The sequence below is a fragment of the Pseudomonas sp. 30_B genome, from assembly GCF_017491605.1.
Lineage (GTDB): Bacteria > Pseudomonadota > Gammaproteobacteria > Pseudomonadales > Pseudomonadaceae > Pseudomonas.
This window is the reverse complement of sequence record NZ_JAFGYY010000002.1, coordinates 229,187-249,182: the sequence shown is the minus strand read 5'-3', so window position 1 is coordinate 249,182 and position 19,996 is coordinate 229,187. Positions and strand designations below refer to the sequence as shown.

Here is a 19,996-nt window from a genome sequence, read left to right as displayed (position 1 = left end):
GCGGATTATGCGACCCGAGTGCACCCGAGGCCAAGCACGATACCGACCTAGGCGCGCGGCCGGCGCGTGGTGCCGTTGCGCGCCTGGGCCATGGCCGCCAGGCGCACGGCGACGTTGGCCGCGCCATAGCCGGTGTAGCCGCCGCGCCGCTGGATGATCTCGAAGAAGAAGCGCTCCTCGAACGGCTCGGTGTACACGTGGAACAGCTCGCCGCCTTGGGCGTCGCGGTCGTAGAGCACGTTGAAGTAGGCCAGCTCGCTCAGGAACTCGTCGTCGAAGTCGAAGCGCGCGGCCAGGTCGTCGTAGTAGTTGAGCGGGATTTCCAGCAGCGGCACCCCGGCATCCTTGGCCCGCTCCACCTCGGCGAAGATGTCCTCGCAGGCGAAGGCGATGTGGTGCACGCCGGAGCCGCGATAGCTGGACAGCGCATGGGAGATGGCGGTGTTGCGGTTCTCCGAGATGTTCAGCGGCAGGCGCACGCTGCCATTGGCACTGCGCAGGGCGCGGCTCTTCACCAGGCCGTAGGGGTCAGGCAGCACCACTTCATCGTCGGCCTCGAAATCGAACAGGCCCTTGTAGAACAGCACCCAGCTGTCCAGGCCATCCGCCGGCAGCGCCATGGCCATGTGGTCGATGCGTTGCAGCTTGCCGCTGGGCTGCGCGGCCGGGTCGAGGCGGAAGTCCACGTCATAGATGGTCTGCCCGGCGGCGCGTTCTTCAACGAGATAGATCAGACTGCCGTCCGGCGCGCGCACGGCGGGAATCTCCCGTTCGTTGGGGCCGACCAGCCCGCGATACGGCTGCCCCTTGTAGGCCTGCGCCCGCTCCAGGGCACTGGCGGCGTCACGCACCCGCAACGCGGTGGCGCACAGCGACGGGCCGTGGGCCTCGAAGAAGCTGTGGCCGAAGGAATAGGGTTCGGCATTGAGCACGATGTTGATGTCGCCCTGGCGCAGCAGGCTCACCGCCTTGGAGCGGTGTTCGCCGGCGCGGGCGAAGCCCAGGCGCTCCAGCCAGTTGCCCAGGCGCGCGCCGAGGGCTTCGTCGACGGCGAATTCGAGGAACTCCACACCGTCCAGCTGGCCGGCCGGCGGCGGCGCGAACAGGCAGTCCAGTTGATCCTGCGGCAGGCCTTCGCGCTCCAGTCGGGCGCGGGTCTTCTCTTCGAGATAGAGCAGCGAGCGCAGGCCGTCGGCGGCATTGGCGCGCGGCGGTGCGGCGCGGAAGCCATCGTTGAAGACCTCCAGCGACAGCGGGCCGCGATAGCCGCTTTTCAGGATCGGCGCGAGGAAGCCCGCCAGGTCGAACTCGCCCTGGCCGGGGAAGTTGCGGAAGTGCCGGCTCCACTCCAGCACGTCCATGGCCAGGATCGGCGCGTCGGCCATCTGCACGAAGAAGATCTTCTCCCCCGGAATCTGCGCGATGCCGGCCGGGTCGCCCTTCAGCGAGAGGGTATGGAAGCTGTCGAGGATCACACCCAGCGCAGGATGATTCACCTCGCGCACCAGGTCCCAGACCTGCTGCCAGGTGTTCACATGGCGACCCCAGGCCAGCGCCTCGTAGCCCACGCGCAGGCCCCGGGCGCCGGCGCGCTCGGCGGCCAGGCCGAGGTCTTCAAGGAGGAATTCGCGCTCGCCCAGGGAGTCGGCGGCGACGTTGCTGCACATCAGCACCAGGTCGGTGCCCAGCTCCTGCATCAGGTCGAACTTGCGTTCCAGGCGGTCGAGGTTGCGCGGCAGGCGGTCGCGGCGGCAGCCCTCGAAGTCGCGGAACGGCTGGAACAGGGTGATCGCCAGTCCGAGGCCTTCGCACAGCCGGCGCACGTCGCGGGGGCTGCCGCCGTAGTAGAGGAGATCGTTCTCGAAGACTTCCACGCCGTCGAACCCGGCGGCGGCGATGGCTTCGAGCTTGTCCGGCAGGGTCCCGCTGAGGGAAACGGTGGCGATCGAACGCTGCATCTTCTGACTCCTGCCGGGTGTGGTGAGGGTGCTTGTCGGAAGGGTCCCCGGCCTGGATCGATTATTCTGGCGGCCGGGGCGCGCAGCAATTTAAAGTGTACTAACTGGTTAGTTTTGTGTTCGATTACCGAACGAAAGGCCGTTTATCGAATTGACCCGGTTCCGGCCTCTGCTCAACATTTAGCCACGCCGACGCAATCCGGCCGCTCCCCAGGCGCCTGCCCTTGCCTGAAGGAGATGCACCCGCCGCTGCGAGATGGCCTGCGTGTCATCCATAACAATTTCAAGAACGGGTAACTGCTCATGTACGTACTTCAGCCTCGCCCCGCCGCCTCCGTCCCCTATCCGCAGACTCGACTGGCCCGCCTGATGCCAGGCCTGTGTCCGCTGCTCGGCCACTGCCGCGCGCACTGATTTCCGCCAGCCAGCGCAAGCCTTCCTGCCCTCCTCGCCGCCCGGCGGTGGAGCACGCATTCGGCTTGCGACACGACAATAATTCTCAGGGCTGCACGCCAGCCCCATAACGGATGGCCCCGATCATGATCCATACGCAATCCGCTCCCCTCGCCGCCGTCGCTCCGCACGGTTCCTCCTTCTTCGGCAAGGTGCGTGGCGCCATGGCCGTCGGCAAGGTCCGCTGGGGCATGCTCGCCCTGGTGTTCTTCGCCACCACCCTGAACTACATCGACCGCGCCGCCCTGGGCGTGATGCAGCCGATTCTCGCCGAGAAAATGGCCTGGACGGCCATGGACTACGCCAACATCAACTTCTGGTTCCAGGTCGGCTATGCCATCGGCTTCGTGCTGCAGGGCCGGCTGATCGACCGCATCGGCGTGAAGCGCGCGTTCTTCTTCGCCGTGCTGCTGTGGAGCTTCGCCACCGGCGCCCACGGGCTGGCCAGTTCGGCGGCCGGCTTCATGATCTGCCGCTTCATCCTCGGGCTGACCGAGGCGGCCAACTACCCGGCCTGCGTGAAGACCACGCGCCTGTGGTTCCCCGCCGGCGAGCGGGCCATGGCCACCGGCATCTTCAATGCCGGCACCAACGTCGGCGCCATGCTCACTCCCGCCCTGCTGCCGCTGATCCTCGCGGCCTGGGGCTGGCAGGCGGCGTTCCTGTGCATGAGCGCGCTGGGTTTCGTCTGGGTAGTGCTGTGGAGCCTGAAGTACTTCAACCCCGAAGAACACCCGACGGTGAAGCAGAGCGAGCTGGACTACATCCAGGCAGCCGACGAGCCGCCGGCCGAGCGCGTGCCCTTTTCCGCCATCCTGCGCATGCGCGGCACCTGGGCCTTCGCCCTGGCCCTTTCGCTGACCGCACCGGTGTTCTGGTTCTACCTCTACTGGCTGCCGCCCTTCCTCAACCAGCAATACGGCCTGGGCATCAGCGTCACGCAGATGGGCATCCCGCTGATGCTGATCTGGCTGACCGCGGACTTCGGCAGCATCGGTGGCGGCATCCTGTCGTCCTGGCTGATCGGCCGCGGCATGAAGGCCATCAACGCGCGCCTGCTGTCGATGCTCATCTGCGCCTGCGCGATCATCGGCGTGATCTTCGCCGCCAAGGCCAGCGGCCTGTGGATCGCCGTGGCAGCCATCGCCTTGGGGGTGGGCGCGCACCAGGCATGGACTGCGAACATCTGGAGTCTGGTGATGGACTACACGCCCAAGCACATGATGAGCACGGTGTTCGGCTTCGGCGGCATGTGCGCAGCGATTGGCGGGATGTTCATGACCCAGATCGTCGGCTACATCCTCACCGTCACCCACAACAACTACGCGATCCTCTTCACCTTGATCCCGACCATGTACTTCCTGGCGCTGACCTGGATGTTCTTCATGGCCCCGCGCAAGGTGCCCGGCGCGACGGAGTGACGCTTGATCCGCGTAGGGCGCATAACCGGGAACCGGTTATCCGCCGGCCCTTGCGGCGCATAACGCTGGCGCGTCATGCGCCCTACGGATGGATGCACAGGCTCTAAAGCAGAACCCCGCCAATCGGCGGGGTTCTGCGTTCTGCGCTCACTGTTTCAGCGGCGTCAGCACCGGGGCGTTTTCGTTCAGCAACATCCACACCAGCAGCTTGGCCGGCTTCTGGTTGCTGGCGTTGCGCGAGACCAGGTGCGGCGTGTTCGGCGCCTCGTACCAGGACTGGCCGGCCTGGTAGGTCACCGGTTTCTGCCCTTCCAGCTGGGAGATCACCGCGCCTTCGAGCACGTAGGCGAACACCGAGCCACTGTGCACGTGGGGGCCGGAGGACTGCCCCGGCTCGTAGGCGACGGTGATCATCAGCCCCTTCTTGCCCGCGGCGTCGGGGAGCTTGTGCTCCTGCTGGGTGGCGACCGTCTCTTCACCCGTGCCGTGGGCGAAGACCGGCAGGCTCAGGGCCAGGGCGAGGCCTGTGATCAAGAGTTTCAGGGAAGTGGCTGCGGGCATGGCGGGTTCCTCGGAGAGTGACTGAATGAGTCCACGCTACGCCCGGCGGAGATGAGGGCCAACCGCCAATTCCGGGGAAGATCGGGGGGCCATTGGTGGTGGCCGGTCAGCCGGTGCCGTGCGGGTTCGCGAGCAAGCTCGCTCCTACAGCGGATGGTGCCGCAGCCGATCCGCACGGCTCTGGTCAGGATTTCGCGGACAAGGTCCGCTCCTACGAAGAGTGCGCCGGAGTTCCCTTTGTAGGAGCGAGCTTGCTCGCGAACCGGCGCGCAGCGCCCACAAAAAAGCCCCGCTCAGTGGCGGGGCTTCCGGCATGCAGCGGCAGATCAGCCGAGCAGCGCGCGCAGGTCCAGCACCCCATCCTTGCGCGGCGGGCACCAGTAGTAGCCGCCGGTGAGCGGGCGACTGAAGCGGTACAGCGCATCGGTGATGCCATCTTCCAGACCGCTCATGCGGCGCAGTTGCGCCTCGAAGGCGTCGAGGGTGCAGCCGAAGGCAAGGAACATCAGGCCGGCGTCCTGGCCGTGGGTCCAGGGCATGGAACGGCGCACGATGAAGGCCTCGGGGTCGAAGCTCTCCTGGGCGGTGCGCTTGACGTGGGCGGATTCTGGCGCGTCCTCCAGCTCCTCGTTGTCGCTCAGGCGACGGCCCATGATGTCGTCACGCTCGGCCTGGGGCAGCGCGGCGAAATCCTGCAGCTGGTGGCGCCATTGCTGGATGGCGGCGAAGCTGCCGCCAGCCAGGCCGTCCACGCCGTTGTCGACGATGGCGGCAGCGATGGCGTCGTCATCCTGCGGGTTCTCGGTGCCGTCCTCGTAGCCGGTCAGGTCGTGCCCGTCGCCATGGCGGAAGACTTCGGTCAGCGATGCCAGCTCCAGCGCCGGCGCCAGCAGCGCCTGCAGCTGCTGGGTGCGCAGCAGCAGTTCGCCGCGCTCCTCGCCGCGCAGCCAGACCCACAGGGCGTGCGGGGTCGACGGGTTGTCCACGCCGACGCCGGCGATCGCCGGGAACTCGCGCAGCCCATCGATGCCACGACCCAGCGCACGTACCAGCGACTCGCCGAAACCGACGACGGCCGCCTGGCCATCGGCGAACTGCACCAGGCGATCCAGCGCGGCCGGCAGGTCCTGCAGCGAGGTCAGGTCGAAGAACAGGTGGCGGGCGTGGGCGGGAACCGGGGTGGCGAGAATGCCGGGCTGGTAGAGGCTCATGACTGCATCCTTGAACGAAAGAGCGGCAATTCTAATCGCCACGGCCGCGAATCCAAACCGCTCTGCGTCAAGGCGCCGCCTACCGGCGTGGCGGATGGGAGGAAGACCGCGCACGCCGGCGCCGCCAGAGTTCGAAGCCGACGCCCAGCAGTACCACCCCGAGCAGGATCGGCAAGCGATAGGGCTTGAGGTTGCCAAGCCAGCTTTCCAGCACCTGCCCGGCCCAGTAGCCGGCGGCGGCGAACAGCAGTGCCCAGCAGAACGCACCGAGCAGGTTGATCAGCAGGAAACGCAGCGGCCCTACCCGACTGGCGCCGATCAGCAGTGGTCCGGCCAGGCGCATGCCGTAAAGGAAGCGCACGGCGAAGATCGCCAGCAACGGATGGCGCTCGATCAGCCCGGTCACCCGCTCCACCGCCAGGCCGCGCCGCTGCAGCCAGGGCAGCGCCCGCCCACCGGCGCGGCGGCCGGCCCAGTACAGCAACTGGTCGCCGCAGGTGCCGCCGACACAGCCCCAGAACAGCACCGGCACGAAGCCCATCAGCCCCTGGTGCGCCGCGAGGCCGGCCAACAGGAGCATGGTCTCGCCCTCCAGCAGGCAGCCGACGAACAGTGCCAGATAGCCGTAGCTGGAAAGCAATTGCGCGAGGTCGGGATGATCGAACATGAGTGTCCTTCGGCAATGCCCTGAGCCAAGAGCCTAGCGCCCTGGAGGATGTTCTTCTTATCAAACAGGGGTCGTAAAAAATAATCGACTATTTGGTCATCCAGAATCGTTAGCAGCCAATCAAATCAATCCTTTAAGTGCACCATCCGTCTGGAGATGTAATTTTTTTTACTCATGAGCGATTCAAGTGTTTGACATATTTGACGGATTTGGCAGACTGCGGCCCGTTGACGCAACTGGTTACGTTTCTCCGGCTCCCCCTGCCTGGTGCACCGGATAACCCGCTGCCGCGCAACACAACAAAAACAACTTGTCAGTCGCGGCACCTCTGCCCGGGTTCTTCCCCGGCGGCGCGGTTCGCGGCGAGCCAACGGAACGAACAAATGCTGATCTGGTTTGTAGCGGTGTATCTGCTGATCACCGTAGCTGTCGGTTTCTACGCTACCACCCGCGTACACAATTCCTCGGACTACGCGGCTGCCGGCCGAAGCATGTCCTTCCCCCTCGTCGTCACCATGGTCTTCGCCACCTGGTTCGGCTCCGAAGCCGTGCTGGGCATTCCGGCCACCTTCCTCGAAGAAGGCTTCGCCGGGATCATCGAAGACCCGTTCGGCTCGTTCGGCTGCCTGATGCTGGTGGGCATGATCTTCGCCCGTCCGCTGTACCGCCTGAACCTGCTGACCATCGGTGACTTCTTCCGCAAGCGCTTCGGCCAGCACGTGGAAATCTTCACCAGCCTGGTGATCATCATTTCCTACATGGGCTGGGTCGCCGCGCAGATCACCGCGCTGGGCGTGGTCTTCAGCGTGCTCTCCGACGGCGGCATCACCACCACCCAGGGCATGATCATCGGCACCGTGATCGTGCTGCTGCATACCCTGTTCGGCGGCATGTGGTCCGTGGCACTGACCGACTTCCTGCAGATGATCATCATCGTCGCCGGCCTGTTCTACCTGGTCTGGCTGATCGGCGGCATGGCCGGCGGCCCGGTCAACGTGATCAGCCACGCCGCCAGCGAAGGCAAGTTCACCTTCCTGCACGGCACCTCGGCCAAGGACATCGTCGCCTTCCTCGGCGCAGCGGTGACCATGATGTTCGGCTCGATCCCGCAGCAGGACGTGTATGCCCGCGTGATGTCGGCCAAGACCGAGAAGATCGCCTCGCGCGCCACCATGACCGGTGCCTGCTGCTACCTGACCTTCTGCATGCTGCCGATCTTCCTGATCTACGCCGCGCAGATGATCGACCCGGCGATGGTCCAGCACTGGCTGGCTGAAGACTCCCAGCAGATCCTGCCGCACCTGATCATGGAGCGTACCCCGCTGTTCGCCCAGATCATGTTCTTCGGCGCCCTGCTCTCGGCCATCATGTCCTCCGCCTCCGGCGCCCTGCTGGCCCCGTCGGTGACCCTGACCGAGAACATCGTCAAGCACTTCCTGCCGGAGATGACTGACCGCCAGGCCCTGCTGGCCATGCGTTGCAGCGTACTGGCGATGACCGTCGCCACCTGCGTGTTCGCGCTGTTCTCCAACGCCAGCATCTACGAGATGGTCGGCAACGCCTACAAGGTGACCCTGGTCGCCGCCGTGGTGCCGCTGTTCTTCGGCCTGTTCTGGAAGCGCGCCACCACCCAGGGCGCCCTGACCGCCATTGCCTGCGGCCTGATCGGCTGGGTATCGCTGGAGCTGGGCCACCAGGAAGGCGACTTCTGGCCGCCGCAGCTGGTCGGCCTGATCTGCAGCGCCCTCGGCATGATCGTCGGCTCCCTGGCACCGCAGTTCAGCCAGCACCGTGGCGAAAGCGTGTCGGACATGACCGCAGCCGCTGCCGCTGGCAACTGATCGCCCGCTAGCTCGGTATATAAGGAAGGAGCCCCGCCCAGTGCGGGGCTTTTTCTTGCCCGCGGTTTGACGGAATGAACAGTTCGATACCGCCGCCGCGGCCGATGCTTTCCTCCTCCGGAACAACGGCAACGCGCCGGCGAACGCTTTCCCGAGACAAATTGATACAGTAACCCCATGATTCATAGGACTTTTCTTATGCAAATAGGACGCCCGTACTCCTACACTGGCCTGTCACCCTGCGGGACCACCTGCAGGTCGTTGACACCGGTTATCTGGAGCTACACATGCCCGGTTGGTATGAAATCAAGGAACTCAGCAGCGGCAGCCGCCGTTTTCTTCTCAAGAACACTGCCCACGGCACCCTGCTGGAAAGTCACGCCTACCCAACACAGGAGGCAGCCGAGCAGGCCATCAACAGCCTCCGCAGCTCCTGTGCCGCCGTCGAGCGCTACAAGCGCCAGATGTCGCCGGGCGGCAAGAACTTCTTCGTGGTCCGCGATAACACCGGTGCAGAACTGCTGAAGAGCAAGCTGTACGACTCCGAGGCCGCACGCGAGCAGGCGATCGCAACGATCGCCCAGGCCGGCCTGAGCACCGAGCTGCGTCCGCATGCTTGAGTGACGAGTGAATGAAAGAGCCCCGCGCAATGCGGGGCTTTTTTGTGAGAGCACGGAATCCCCGTAGGAGCGGGCCATGCCCGCGATTCGCAAGGCACAATTCGGATCGCGGGCATGGCCCGCTCCTACACAGGCGGCGATACGCGGCTTTTCCGATTGGAACGAGGTCCGCCGCGAGGGATTTCGCTGACAAGGGCTAGGCGCCCCCGTCTCTCCTACGGAAGCATGCGCACCGCGCTGGCTCTGGATTTAACGATTTCCAGAGAAATATCCGCACGCACCGGAGCGCCCCTTCAGGAGGCCGAGTGGAATCGGAGTTTCAGGGGTTGAGCGGCATGGATGCCGCGAGAGCGTCGTTGGGCCATGGATGGCCCGTCGACGCGTGCCCCTGAAACTCCGATGGAGCGAGGGAACCCCGGCGAAGCCGGGGCCGGATGCAGGGGCAAGACCTTTGCCTACTTTGGGTCGTTTGCCAAAGTAGGTCGCCCGAGGGGGCGAAACAAAAAACTTCAGCACAGGCCGAAGCGACGCAGAAACACCGGCCCAGACGGCGGATAACGCCAGAGGCGTTATGCGCCCTACGACGCCCCCGCAACGGAGCTCATGCTCTTACCATCCACCCGCCGCACCGGCAGCGACTCCGCATCGAGCCCATCGATGCAACAGGCATTCACGCTCAGCAGCGCCGGATTGCTGCGCCGCTGGTGATAGACGTAGATCCCGCACGTCCCGCAGAAGTAATGCATCGCCACCCCACTGTTCCAGCGATACAAACGCAACGCCTGCTCGCCGCGGGTCAGCCGGAACCGATCCTTCGGCACGGTCGCCATCAACGCATTGCGCTTGCTGCACAACGAACAGTCACAGCGCACCAGTTCATCCAGCTCCGCCTCGAAGGCGAAGGCCACCGCGCCGCAGTGGCAGGTGCCGGTGTAATGCATGGTCGATTCCTCCTCATGGATCGCCCCAGCTTAGACGGGCACTCAACTCGTGAATTCAACTCAACTTTCATTTGCCGTTCACCGCATTTTTCTCAAGGACCCGAGCCGGGACAATGCCCCCATCGCATTCCATTACCCGGAGTCCCACCCCATGCCCCTCGCACTCCTGGCGCTCACCCTCAGCGCCTTCGCCATCGGCACGACGGAGTTCGTCATCGTCGGCCTGATCCCCACCATCGCCGCCGACCTGGGCGTCACCCTGCCCTCCGCCGGCCTGCTGGTCAGCCTCTACGCCCTGAGCGTGGCCATCGGCGCGCCGCTGCTGACCGCCCTCACCGGGCGCATCCCGCGCAAGGCGCTGCTGGTCGGCCTGATGGCGCTGTTCACCCTCGGCAACCTGGTGGCCTGGCAGGCGCCCAGCTACGAATCGCTGATCATCGCGCGCATCCTCACCGGTCTCGCCCATGGCGTGTTCTTCTCGGTCGGCTCGATCATCGCCACCAACCTGGTGAGCAAGGACAAGGCCGCCAGCGCCATCGCCACCATGTTCAGCGGCATGACCGTCGCCTTCGTCACCGGCATCCCGCTGGGCACCTTCATCGGCCAGCACCTGGGCTGGCGCGTGACCTTCCTGGTGGTCGCCGCCTTCGGCGTAGTCGCCCTGCTCGGCAGCCTGCTGTTCGTGCCGAAGAACATCCAGCACACCCCGCCGGCGCCGCTGCTGCGCCAGGCCCGCGTGCTGATGCAGCCGCGCCTGCTGCTGGTCTACGCGATGACGGCGGTGGGCTACGGCGGCTCGCTGATCGCCTTCACCTTCCTCGCGCCCATCCTCCAGGATCTGGCCGGCTTCAGCCCGAACATGGTCGGCGTGGTGCTCCTGGCCTACGGTGTATCGGTCGCCATCGGCAATATCTGGGGCGGTCGCCTGGCCGACAAGCGCGGCCCGGTCAGCGCGCTGAAGATCATCTTCGGCCTGCTGGCGGCGGTGCTGCTGGTGCTGACCTTCACCGCCGGCAACCCGTGGCTGGTCGTACTGACCGTACTGGCCTGGGGCGCCGTGGCCTTCGGCAATGTGCCGGGCTTGCAGGTCTACGTGGTGCAACAGGCCGAGCGCGTGGCGCCGGATGCGGTGGACGTGGCCTCGGGCTTCAACATCGCCGCCTTCAACCTCGGCGTGGCCGGTGGTTCCTGGGCCGGCGGCCTGGTGGTGAGCCACCTGGGCCTGGGCCATACGCCCTGGATCGCCGCCGTGGTGACCCTCGCCGCCTTCGGCCTGACCGCCCTGAGCGGCCGCCTGGACCGCAACGAGCGCACCTCCAGCCCGGAAAGCTTGGCCTCGGCCTGAGCCTCATCCGACCAGCCGCCCTTCGTGGGCGGCTTTGCCGTTTCCAAGGAGTCTTCATGAGTACCCCCCAATACGCCGCCTGGACCTGGACACCCGGCGCCGGCCTCGACGGCCTGAACCTCGCCCACCTGCCGCTGCCCATGCCCGGATCGGACGAGGTGCTGGTGGCCAACACTGCCATCGCCCTGAACCCGGTGGACTGGAAGATGATCGACTGGGGCCGCGACGACTGGCAGTTGGGCCAGGTACCCGGCGTGGATGGCGTCGGCATCGTCATCGCAGCGGGTAGCGCGGTGAACCTGCGCATCGGCAGCCGCGTCGCCTATCACCAGGCGTTGTCCCGTGGCGGCAGCTTCGCCGAATACACCCTGCTGGACGCCCATGCGCTCTACCCGGTGCCGGACGCCCTGGACGACACCACCGCCGCCAGCCTGCCCTGCCCGGGCCTGACCGCCTGGCAGGCGCTGGACAAGCTCCCGGCCTGCCACAACCGCGACGTGCTGGTGACCGGCGCCGGCGGCGCGGTCGGCTACCTGCTGGCGCAACTGGCCGTGCAGCGCGGCCTGCGCGTATGGGTGACGGCGGCCCCGAAGCACCGCGAGCACCTGCTGCAACTGGGCATCGCCGGCGTGTTCGACTACCGCGACGCACAATGGCCCGAGCAGCTGCGCGCGGCCCTCGGCCCGCGCCGCCTGCATGGGGTGTTCGACACCGTCAGCGGCAGCCACGCCGCCAGCCTCGCCCCGCTGCTGGGCTACAACGGCCACCTGGTGTGCATCCAGGACCGCCAGGAGAGCGCGCCGCTGCCGACCTTCAGCACCGCAATCTCGCTGCATGAAGTGGCGCTCAACAGCATCCATGCCCACGGCGATGCGCTGGACTGGCAGGTATTGCGCCAGGCGGCTGCGAGCCTGATGTGCAGCGTTGCCGACGGGCGCCTGCAGGCACCGGCGAAGCAGTTCTTCGACTTCGCCGAACTGCCTGACGCGCTGCGCCGCTTGAAGTCTGGCCAGGGGAACGGTAAATGGATCACTCGTTTACCCGTGCCGGCAGTCATTGCCTGACTGCCCCATTGCGCGGGGTGACATTCATGCGTAGGAGCGGACTCCGTCCGCGATAGGCTGACCACGCTCGATGCCTGATCGGAGCGGCGGTGAATCGATCGCGGACAGAGTCCGCTCCTACACCAGTCTGACGCTTCAGCGAATTACACCGAACAGGAGAACATCATGGATCTGGGCATCAAGGGCCGTTGGGCCGTGGTTTGCGCCGCCAGCAAGGGACTGGGCAAGGGCTGCGCCCTGGCGCTGGCCCGCGAGGGCGTGAACCTGGCGATCAACGCCCGTGACGGCGACACCCTCGCCGCCACCGCCGCAGAACTGCGCCAGCTGGGCGTGGAAGTGCGCGAAGAGGCCGGCGACATCAGCCAGCCGGAGGTACGCGCCGCGCTGCTGGCCGCCTGTCCGCAGGTGGACATCCTGGTCAACAACGCCGGCGGCCCGCCGCCCGGCGACTTCCGTAACTGGGAGCGCGAGGACTGGCTGCGCGCCCTGGACCTGAACATGCTCACCCCCATCGAGCTGATCAAGGCCACCATCGACGGCATGGCCGAGCGCGGTTTCGGGCGCATCGTCAACATCACCTCCGGTGCGGTGAAGGCACCGATCGACGTGCTCGGCCTGTCCAACGGCGCGCGCAGCGGCCTGACGGGCTTCGTCGCCGGCCTCGCCCGCCAGCACCGGGTGGCCGGCAACAACGTGACGATCAATGGCCTGCTGCCCGGATCCTTCGATACCGACCGCCTGCGCAGCGGCTTCCAACGTGCCGCCGAGCTCGGCGGCCAGGACCTGGGTGACCTGGTGGATGCCGAGCGCAAGGCGATTCCCGCCGGGCGCTTCGGCACCGCAGAGGAGTTCGGTTCATTCTGCGCCTTCCTGTGCAGCGTGCAGGCGAGCTATCTGACCGGGCAGAACCTGTTGCTCGATGGCGGGGCTTATCCGGGGACGTTCTGACCCTTGCTGCCCCCCGCCGTAGGAGCGGACTCCGTCCGCGAGGGGTGGGCGTGGCACCATCCGGAAGGCCGGAGCCGTGTTTTAGCCAATCGCGGACAGAGTCCGCTCCTACGCACGCTGGAATATCGGCGCTGACCTGTAGGAGCGGGCCATGCCCGCGATCGCGCCCATGGGGCGCTCCTACAAAGGACATCGCAGCTCCGAGCCCTCTACAATCCACCCCGCCGCTCCCCGAACAGGCCCGCCGATGAAAGCCCACTCCGACGAACTCAAGACCTTCGCCACGGTGATCGACTGCGGCTCCATCACCGCCGCCGCCGAACAGTTGGGCCTCACTCCCTCGGCCGTCAGCCGCGCGCTGTCGAAGCTGGAAGAGAAACTCGGCACCACCCTGCTCAACCGCACCACGCGGCGGATGAAGCTGACCGAGGAAGGCGAGTTCTTCCTCGAACACGCCCGGCACATCCTCGAACAGATGGATGCCCTGGAAGAGCGCCTGGCCCTGCGCCAGCAGTCCCCGGCCGGGCGCCTGCGGATCAACGCCGCCTCGCCCTTCATGCTGCATGCCGTGGTGCCGCACATCGGCGCCTTCCGCGAGCGCTACCCGGACATCGAGCTGCAGCTCAACACCAACGACCTGAACATCGACCTGCTGGAGCAGAGCACCGACATCGCCATCCGCATCGGCCAGCTCGCCGACTCCAGCCTGCACGCCCGCCCCCTGGGCAGCAGCCGGCTGAACCTGCTGGCCTCGCCGGAATACCTGGAACGCCACGGCATGCCGGCCGACCTGGACGACCTGCTGGGCCGCACCCTGCTCGGCTTCACCCAGCCCGAGGCACTGAACATCTGGCCGCTGCGCCATGCCGGTGGCGACACCCTGGCGATCACCCCGCAGCTCTCCGCCTCCAGCGGCGAAACCCTGCGCCAGCTGGCTCTGAGCGGCCAGGGCATCGCCTGCCTCGCCGGCTTCATGACCGGCGCCGACATCCGCGCCGGGCGCCTGGTGCGGGTGCTGCCGGAGCTGACCAGCGAGCGCCGCCAGCCGATCCACGCGGTGTACTACCGCAACTCGCAATTGGCCCTGCGCATCCAGTGCTTCCTCGACTTCATCCAGGAGCGCCTGGTCCAGTCGCAGGACAACACCGGCTGAGGCACGAAGAAATCCCCCCACCTCGGCAATCCTCGACCACACTGTTTTGACCAGCCCTGGCCCTGCGCCGGGGGCATCGACACGAGGGGGCCGGCATGCCATCGCTGCTGCTGTATCTGCGCGCTGTCATTCATCCGGGCAGGGATACCCTGCTGTTCGCCCTGCGCACCGTGCTCGCCGGGCTGCTGACCCTGTACCTGGCCTTCCTGCTGGACCTGGAACAGCCCAAGTGGGCGACCATGACGGTGGTGATCATCAGCACCCCGCTGGCCGGGATGACCCTGCAGAAGAGCTTCTCCCAGGTAATCGGCACCACCGTCGGCGCCTTCGTCGCGGTGGCGATCATGGCGCTGTTCCCGCAGGCGCCGCTGCCCTTCATCATCACCCTGGCGGCCTGGCTGGCGATCTGCACCGCCGGCGGCACCCTGCTGCGCTTCACCCACTCCCACGCCTTCGTGCTCAGCGGCTTCACCGCGGTGATTGTCGCCTTGCTCGCCCAGCCCGCCCCCGACTCCACCTACACGCTGGCCATCACCCGGGTCACCGAGACCCTGCTCGGGGTGGCCTGCGTAACCCTGGTCAGCCTGTTCTTCGCCCGCCCGCAGAGCGTGGCGCGGGGCTATTTCGCCAAGGTCGACCAGCTCATCCGGCTGATTGCGGTGCACGCTGCGGCGGTGATCCGGGGCGAAGAAGCCGAGGAGGATTTCCAGCAGCGGCAGATGAAGCTGCTGGGCGAAATCTCCGCGCTGGAAATGCTGCGCCGCCACCTGTATTTCGACGCGCCGCGCCTGCGCGGCGCCGATGAGCTGGTGCAGCTGCTGGCCAACCAGATGGTGCTGATGACCTCGCGGCTGGCCATCCTGCGCCGCCAGCGCAAGCTGATCCAGGCCCGTCTCACCGGACCGCTCCCGGAATCGGTACAGCGCCTGCGCGAAGACGAACTGGCCTGCCTGGAAGAGCTGGCCGAATACGGCCGCGCCCTGCCCGCCCCGGTGCGCAAGCGCGTCACCCGCCTGCGCCAGCGCTTCGACGCCGCCGCGCGCCAGGCCGAGGAGCTGGCCGACGGCCTGCCCACGTCGCTGCGCTCCCTGGCCTGGGCACTGCGCATCGAGCAGGCGCGGCTGATGCAGCAACTGGACGAGATGATCGAGCTGAGCGATGCGATCCAGGATGGCCGGCCCTGTAACCGCATCTCCCACCGCAGCCAGGCACATTCCCTGCACCTGGATGTCCACCTCGCGCTGATGAACGCCAGCCGCGCCTTCATCGCCCTGTGTTGCGCCGGCTGGATCTGGGTGGAAACCGCCTGGGACGGTGCCCGCGCCGGGATGATCCTGGTCGGCATCCTCTGCTCCATGCTGGCAACCTTCCCGCGCCCGCTGCTGGCCAGCCAGGCCTACCTGCGCGGGCTGGCCCTGGCGCTGGTCGCGGCGGCGCTGCTGCAGTTCCTGCTGCTGCCCAGCGTCGGCGACTTCGAGATGCTCGCGCTATTCCTCACCCCGCTGCTCTACGTGATCGCCGTCGGCCTGGCCAACCCGCAGACCGCCGGGATCGGCATCGGCCTGGGGCTGTCCACCTTCCTGCTGGTGGGCCCGCAGAACCAGGGCGCCTGGATCAACACCTCGCTGCAATGGTTCGAGTTCGCCGGCGGCTATGTCTGCGCCGGGGTGCTGGCGCTGCTGGTGTACGCCTGGGTGTTCCCCTTCGACGCCGATGCGCGCCTGCGCCGACAGTCGCGGCGCACCCGCGCCGAGGTGCGCGCGGTGCTGCTGTCCAAGCCCAGCGAGGCACGCCGCTTCCTCTTCGAGAGCCGCATGGTGGACCGCCTGGCAATCATGCTCGGGCTGCTCCCGGCGGCCCGCGACAGCCAGTCTGGCGAGCGCTTCCAGTGCAGCCTGGCGAGCATGACCCTGGGCGTGGTGCTGCACCAGCTGCGCCGCGAGAGCCTCAACCCCGACGGCCTGCCGGAACCGCTGCGCGAACGCCTGTCACTGGTGCTGGACGAACTCGCCGCCTGCCTCGACCAGCCGCCGGCGGCGCCCCTGCAACGGGTGCTGCCGGCCATGCGCGAGCTGGGCACGGAGCTGGACGAACTACAGGGCCAGCTGCCCCACTCCGGCGGCGAGGCGATGCGCCCGCTGTTCGTCAGCGGCGTCGCCCTACTGGTGGCTGCCGCCCTGCTGGAACGCTTCCGCGACCTCTACAGCGAAGCCGCGCGCTTCCACGACGACCATGGGGAACAGCCGCTCCATGCCCGTTGATATCGAACTGGGCGGCGTCTACCTGCCGCCGCTGGCCCAGGCGCTGCTCCTCGCCCTGCCGATCTTCCTGCTGCTGGACTGGGCGCTGCGCCGCCTCGGCGTGCTGCACCGGGTCTGGCACGAAGCGCTGTTCGAGGGCGCGCTCTACACCTGCATCTGCGCCAGCCTGATCCTGCTCATGGGGGCACTGCACTGACATGCTCGACGTCCGCAAGGCGATCCCGCCGCTGATCACCCTCGCCGTGGTGGCGCTCGCGCTGGTGCTGGCCAGTTACGCCTGGGTCTACTACACCCGCGCGCCCTGGACCCGTGACGCCCGTGTGCGGGCCGACGTGGTGTCGCTGTCGGCGGACGTCACCGGGCGCATCGTCGAGCTGCGCGTGCAGGACAACCAGCACGTGAACAAGGGCGACCTGCTGCTGACCATCGACCCGGCCCGCTACGAGCTGGCAGTGCAGCACGCCGAACGCGCGGTGGAAGTGGCGCGGGCAGCGCTGGGGCAGTCGCAGGCGGCCATTGTCGCCAACCAGGCGCTGCTGCATCAGCGCAAGAGCGAAGAGGCCCGGCGGCGAGCGCTGAAGGCGCGCTCGGCGATCTCCAACGAGGAATGGGAAAAGGCCAGCACCGACGTGGCCGTGGCCGAAGCCCAGCTGCTGCGCGAACAGGCCAACCTGGGCCTGGCCCAGGCCAACGTCAGCCTGGCCGAAGCGGCATTGCGCCAGGCACGCCTGGACCTGGAGCGCACCCGCGTGCTGGCGCCGGTAAACGGCTACGTGACCAACCTGCTGACCCGCGCCGGCGACTACGCCACCGCCGGTGCCGCGCTGGTGGCCGTGGTGGACAGCGACTCCTTCCACGTCAGCGGCTACTTCGAGGAAACCAAGCTGCCGCGCATCCACGAAGGCGCTCGGGTGCACGTCGAGCTGATGAGCGGCGAGCGCTTCGACGGCACGGTGGAAAGCATCGCCTTCGCCATCACCGACCGCGAGAACCTGCCCGGCAGCCGCCTGCTGGCCAACATCAACCCGACCTACACCTGGGTCAAACTGGCCCAGCGCATCCCGGTGCGCATCGCTATCGACCCCGCCTACGCCGGGCGCGACCGCCTGCGCGCAGGGACCACGGCCACAGTCAGCGTGGTGGAGTCCGAGCACTAGGTTCTGTACGAAAAGTGTCTGCGCATCGGTGATGCTTCGTTAAAAATCGATTCCGACTGCTCATTAACTGCAGTTAACTCCGCGTCCTCACCGATTTTTGCCTCGCCTCACCTTCGCTCGACGACTTTCGTACAGAACCTAGAAAACCATCGATTCACCAATTCCGTAGCACGTTTGTCATTCCCGCCGGTCAACATGTGCCCTTTCGCACTCTGACCCGGGATCGCTGTGAACCCCACACACGCCGTACGATCCATCGCCAGAAATCCCTACCTGGCTCTCCTCCTGCTGACCGGCATCACCCTGGCGCTGTGCGCCTGGCGTTCGATCCTGCCAGGATCACTGGACAACCCCGACCGCAACGCCTTCCAGCAACGCTGGACACAGGGCGGGGTGATCCTGCTGGTCCGCCACATGGAACGCTGCGACCGCTCCAGCGCCCCCTGCCTGGGCGCGGCCGACGGCATCACCGCGCGCGCCGCCGAACTGGCCAAGGGGTTGGGCCGGGCCATCGCCCACTATGGCCTGGCGACCACTGACATCTACAGCAGCCCGCTGACCCGCACCGCGCAGACGGCGGACCTGATGTTCGAGCACAGCGTCGCCCGCCAGGACTGGCTCTTCACCTGCAAGAACGATGACCTGCTGGGCCGGATCCGCCAGCACAAGACCGCCCGGCGCAACCTGGTGCTGGTGACCCACAGCGAGTGCTTCGACCGCCTGATGGATAACCTGAACAAGCCCGAAGGCGAAACGCCGGAATACGGCGAGACCCTGGTGCTGTTCGACACCGGCGGCCGCTCGCCGTGGGTCGCCGGTGAAATCGAAGTCCCCGACTGGGCGGAGCTCGCACGTCAACCGAACGCCGGTTGAGGCGGCTGCCAGAAGCCTTTTTCTGTGCCATCTTTTGCGCATCGTCCCACGGAGAGGCGCGATGCCCGCCCTGCTCAATCAACACCCGCTGTTCGCCGCCCCGGCGCTGCTCCTGATCGACCTGCTGCTCTGGCGCCTGCTCGGCATGGCGCATCCGCACTGGCGCCTGGCCGCCCGCGTGCTGTGCTTCCTGCTGTTCAGCCTGCTGCTGTTCAACGCCGGAATGAACCCGCTGGGCGCCGCGCCCTGGGCTGACGACCTGCCCAGCCACATGGTCGCCACCGGCATGCAGATTATCTGGTGGCTGTTCGCCGCGCGCTGCCTGACGGTCGTGCTCGGCTTTCTCCTGGTGCAACGCGTCGGCCACGCCGGGCGGCTGCTGCAGGATGTGGTTGGCGCGCTGATCTTCCTCATCGCCAGCATCGCCGCCGCCGGCTATGTGCTGGAGCTGCCGGTGAAGGGCCTGCTGGCCACTTCCGGGGTGGTCGCGATCGTCCTCGGCCTGGCGCTGCAAAGCACGCTGAGCGATGTGTTCTCCGGCATCGTGCTCAACACCACCAAGCCGTACCAGCTGGACGACTGGATATCCATCGACGGCATCGAAGGCAAGGTCACCGAGATCGACTGGCGCTCCACCTACCTGCAGACCGCCCAGGGCACCCTGGCAGTGGTGCCCAACTCCCTGGCGGCCAAGGCCAAGGTGCTCAACCTCAGCCGGCCGGCCAACCTCTACGGCTTGAGCCTGAGCCTCACCCTCAGCCCGCGGGTGCGCCCGCGCAAGGCCATCGATGCGCTGGAACGCGCGCTGGGCGGCTGCCGCATGCTGCTGGCCAACCCGGCGCCGACGGTGAGCGTGCGCAAGTCCTCGCCCGAAGGCGTGGAATACGAACTCAACGGTTTCGTCGCCGCCATGGGCGAGAAGCGCGAAGCGCGCAACCAGCTCTTCGACCTGGCCTTCCGCCACCTGCAGGCCGCCGGCATCGAGCTGCTCAGCGAGGTCGATCTCCCCGCCCGCGAGCACGCCAACCGCGCCCGTGCGCTGCTGGTGCGCTCGGGGCTGTTCGACGCCCTGGCCGACGCGGAGCGCGACGAGCTGGCGGCGACCATGCAGCGGCGGACCTTCAAGTCCGGCGAGGTGCTGCTGGCGGCCGGCGATGTCAGCGACCAGTTGCTGATCATCGACACCGGGGTGGTCAGCGTGACCCTGCCCCACGGCGGGCAAACCCTCGAAGCCGGGCGCATGGGGCCGGGCGAGGTGATCGGCGAAGCCGGCGTGCTCACCGGCTCCGCCTGGCAGGCGCAGTTCACCGCCCTCAGCGATGGCGCGGTCTATCGCATCGACAAGGCCGTGCTGGGACCCTGCCTGGAGGCACGGCAGGAGATCGCCGAAGCCATGACCCGGCTGCTCGACTTCCGCCAGAAGGCCAGCGCCGCACTGCTGGTGGAGCAGCCGGTGGCGGCGCCGCAGCGCGGCCTGATGGCCTGGCTGAAGCAGTATGCCGGGGGCCGCTACAAGACCTGA

The 19,996-nt window shown here is 67.1% G+C and carries 17 protein-coding genes; 12 read left to right on the top strand and 5 right to left on the bottom strand.

Features of this window, described 5'->3' with window-relative positions; all coding sequences use genetic code 11:
• Window positions 1–47: 47 nt before the first annotated feature.
• The gene (gene quiC, locus J5M67_RS03345) at window positions 48–1,958 is read right to left on the bottom strand and encodes a 3-dehydroshikimate dehydratase QuiC (protein ID WP_207883270.1); all 1,911 of its coding nucleotides are present in this window, start codon (window positions 1,956–1,958) and stop codon (window positions 48–50) included.
• A 539-nt stretch (window positions 1,959–2,497) separates the two neighbouring features.
• Between quiC and J5M67_RS03340 the strand changes: the two genes are divergently transcribed.
• Window positions 2,498–3,832: an MFS transporter gene (locus J5M67_RS03340; RefSeq protein ID WP_207883268.1), complete on the top strand. Its 1,335-nt coding sequence runs from the start codon at window positions 2,498–2,500 to the stop codon at window positions 3,830–3,832.
• 147 nt (window positions 3,833–3,979) lie between these two features.
• Here J5M67_RS03340 and J5M67_RS03335 read toward each other — a convergent pair whose 3' ends face one another.
• From J5M67_RS03335 to J5M67_RS03325, 3 genes are all read right to left on the bottom strand, one after another.
• Entirely contained in the window at window positions 3,980–4,393 is a 414-nt protein-coding gene (locus J5M67_RS03335; protein WP_207883266.1) for a cupin domain-containing protein, read from the bottom strand.
• Between the two features lie 326 nt (window positions 4,394–4,719).
• Window positions 4,720–5,604: a Dyp-type peroxidase gene (locus J5M67_RS03330; RefSeq protein WP_207883264.1), complete on the bottom strand. Its 885-nt coding sequence runs from the start codon at window positions 5,602–5,604 to the stop codon at window positions 4,720–4,722.
• A 79-nt stretch (window positions 5,605–5,683) separates the two neighbouring features.
• Window positions 5,684–6,271, bottom strand: coding sequence for a DedA family protein (locus tag J5M67_RS03325; RefSeq protein ID WP_207883262.1), 588 nt, complete (start codon window positions 6,269–6,271; stop codon window positions 5,684–5,686).
• 383 nt (window positions 6,272–6,654) lie between these two features.
• Between J5M67_RS03325 and J5M67_RS03320 the strand changes: the two genes are divergently transcribed.
• Together J5M67_RS03320 and J5M67_RS03315 are read left to right on the top strand one after the other, a co-directional pair.
• A complete protein-coding gene (locus tag J5M67_RS03320; RefSeq protein ID WP_207883260.1) occupies window positions 6,655–8,112 on the top strand; it encodes a sodium:solute symporter family protein in 1,458 nt (485 codons plus the stop codon).
• 287 nt (window positions 8,113–8,399) lie between these two features.
• Window positions 8,400–8,732, top strand: a complete 333-nt coding sequence (locus tag J5M67_RS03315) for a DUF1508 domain-containing protein (RefSeq protein WP_207883258.1) — start codon at window positions 8,400–8,402, stop codon at window positions 8,730–8,732.
• A 578-nt stretch (window positions 8,733–9,310) separates the two neighbouring features.
• Here J5M67_RS03315 and J5M67_RS03310 read toward each other — a convergent pair.
• Window positions 9,311–9,673 carry a GFA family protein gene (locus J5M67_RS03310; RefSeq protein WP_207883256.1) on the bottom strand — a complete coding sequence of 121 codons (363 nt, stop codon included), beginning with the start codon at window positions 9,671–9,673 and terminating at the stop codon, window positions 9,311–9,313.
• Between the two features lie 151 nt (window positions 9,674–9,824).
• Here J5M67_RS03310 and J5M67_RS03305 point away from each other — a divergent pair, with 151 nt between their 5' ends.
• From J5M67_RS03305 to J5M67_RS03265, 9 genes are all read left to right on the top strand, one after another.
• A complete protein-coding gene (locus J5M67_RS03305; protein ID WP_207883254.1) occupies window positions 9,825–11,018 on the top strand; it encodes an MFS transporter in 1,194 nt (397 codons plus the stop codon).
• A 56-nt stretch (window positions 11,019–11,074) separates the two neighbouring features.
• Window positions 11,075–12,082: a zinc-binding dehydrogenase gene (locus J5M67_RS03300; RefSeq protein WP_207883252.1), complete on the top strand. Its 1,008-nt coding sequence runs from the start codon at window positions 11,075–11,077 to the stop codon at window positions 12,080–12,082.
• Window positions 12,083–12,247: 165 nt separating this feature from the next.
• Entirely contained in the window at window positions 12,248–13,030 is a 783-nt protein-coding gene (locus J5M67_RS03295) for an SDR family oxidoreductase (protein WP_207883250.1), read from the top strand.
• Window positions 13,031–13,277: 247 nt separating this feature from the next.
• Window positions 13,278–14,183, top strand: coding sequence for a LysR family transcriptional regulator (locus tag J5M67_RS03290; protein ID WP_207883248.1), 906 nt, complete (start codon window positions 13,278–13,280; stop codon window positions 14,181–14,183).
• Window positions 14,184–14,278: 95 nt separating this feature from the next.
• The gene (locus J5M67_RS03285) at window positions 14,279–16,444 is read left to right on the top strand and encodes an FUSC family protein (protein WP_207883246.1); all 2,166 of its coding nucleotides are present in this window, start codon (window positions 14,279–14,281) and stop codon (window positions 16,442–16,444) included.
• Window positions 16,434–16,640 carry a DUF1656 domain-containing protein gene (locus J5M67_RS03280; RefSeq protein ID WP_207883244.1) on the top strand — a complete coding sequence of 69 codons (207 nt, stop codon included), beginning with the start codon at window positions 16,434–16,436 and terminating at the stop codon, window positions 16,638–16,640. The genes J5M67_RS03285 and J5M67_RS03280 overlap by 11 nt, the downstream gene beginning before the upstream one ends.
• Window position 16,641: 1 nt before the next feature.
• A complete protein-coding gene (locus tag J5M67_RS03275) occupies window positions 16,642–17,601 on the top strand; it encodes an HlyD family secretion protein (protein WP_207883242.1) in 960 nt (319 codons plus the stop codon).
• A 228-nt stretch (window positions 17,602–17,829) separates the two neighbouring features.
• Entirely contained in the window at window positions 17,830–18,474 is a 645-nt protein-coding gene (locus tag J5M67_RS03270) for a histidine phosphatase family protein (protein ID WP_207883240.1), read from the top strand.
• 61 nt (window positions 18,475–18,535) lie between these two features.
• Window positions 18,536–19,996 (top strand): mechanosensitive ion channel domain-containing protein, encoded by a 1,461-nt coding sequence (locus J5M67_RS03265; RefSeq protein ID WP_207883238.1) that lies wholly within the window; start codon window positions 18,536–18,538, stop codon window positions 19,994–19,996.

Coding starts and splice junctions, on each gene's coding strand:
- quiC (WP_207883270.1), bottom strand. CDS start 1,958: ATGCAGCGTTCGATCGCCACCGTTTCCCTCAGCGGGACCCTGCCGGAC.
- J5M67_RS03340 (WP_207883268.1), top strand. CDS start 2,498: ATGATCCATACGCAATCCGCTCCCCTCGCCGCCGTCGCTCCGCACGGT.
- J5M67_RS03335 (WP_207883266.1), bottom strand. CDS start 4,393: ATGCCCGCAGCCACTTCCCTGAAACTCTTGATCACAGGCCTCGCCCTG.
- J5M67_RS03330 (WP_207883264.1), bottom strand. CDS start 5,604: ATGAGCCTCTACCAGCCCGGCATTCTCGCCACCCCGGTTCCCGCCCAC.
- J5M67_RS03325 (WP_207883262.1), bottom strand. CDS start 6,271: ATGTTCGATCATCCCGACCTCGCGCAATTGCTTTCCAGCTACGGCTAT.
- J5M67_RS03320 (WP_207883260.1), top strand. CDS start 6,655: ATGCTGATCTGGTTTGTAGCGGTGTATCTGCTGATCACCGTAGCTGTC.
- J5M67_RS03315 (WP_207883258.1), top strand. CDS start 8,400: ATGCCCGGTTGGTATGAAATCAAGGAACTCAGCAGCGGCAGCCGCCGT.
- J5M67_RS03310 (WP_207883256.1), bottom strand. CDS start 9,673: ATGCATTACACCGGCACCTGCCACTGCGGCGCGGTGGCCTTCGCCTTC.
- J5M67_RS03305 (WP_207883254.1), top strand. CDS start 9,825: ATGCCCCTCGCACTCCTGGCGCTCACCCTCAGCGCCTTCGCCATCGGC.
- J5M67_RS03300 (WP_207883252.1), top strand. CDS start 11,075: ATGAGTACCCCCCAATACGCCGCCTGGACCTGGACACCCGGCGCCGGC.
- J5M67_RS03295 (WP_207883250.1), top strand. CDS start 12,248: ATGGATCTGGGCATCAAGGGCCGTTGGGCCGTGGTTTGCGCCGCCAGC.
- J5M67_RS03290 (WP_207883248.1), top strand. CDS start 13,278: ATGAAAGCCCACTCCGACGAACTCAAGACCTTCGCCACGGTGATCGAC.
- J5M67_RS03285 (WP_207883246.1), top strand. CDS start 14,279: ATGCCATCGCTGCTGCTGTATCTGCGCGCTGTCATTCATCCGGGCAGG.
- J5M67_RS03280 (WP_207883244.1), top strand. CDS start 16,434: ATGCCCGTTGATATCGAACTGGGCGGCGTCTACCTGCCGCCGCTGGCC.
- J5M67_RS03275 (WP_207883242.1), top strand. CDS start 16,642: ATGCTCGACGTCCGCAAGGCGATCCCGCCGCTGATCACCCTCGCCGTG.
- J5M67_RS03265 (WP_207883238.1), top strand. CDS start 18,536: ATGCCCGCCCTGCTCAATCAACACCCGCTGTTCGCCGCCCCGGCGCTG.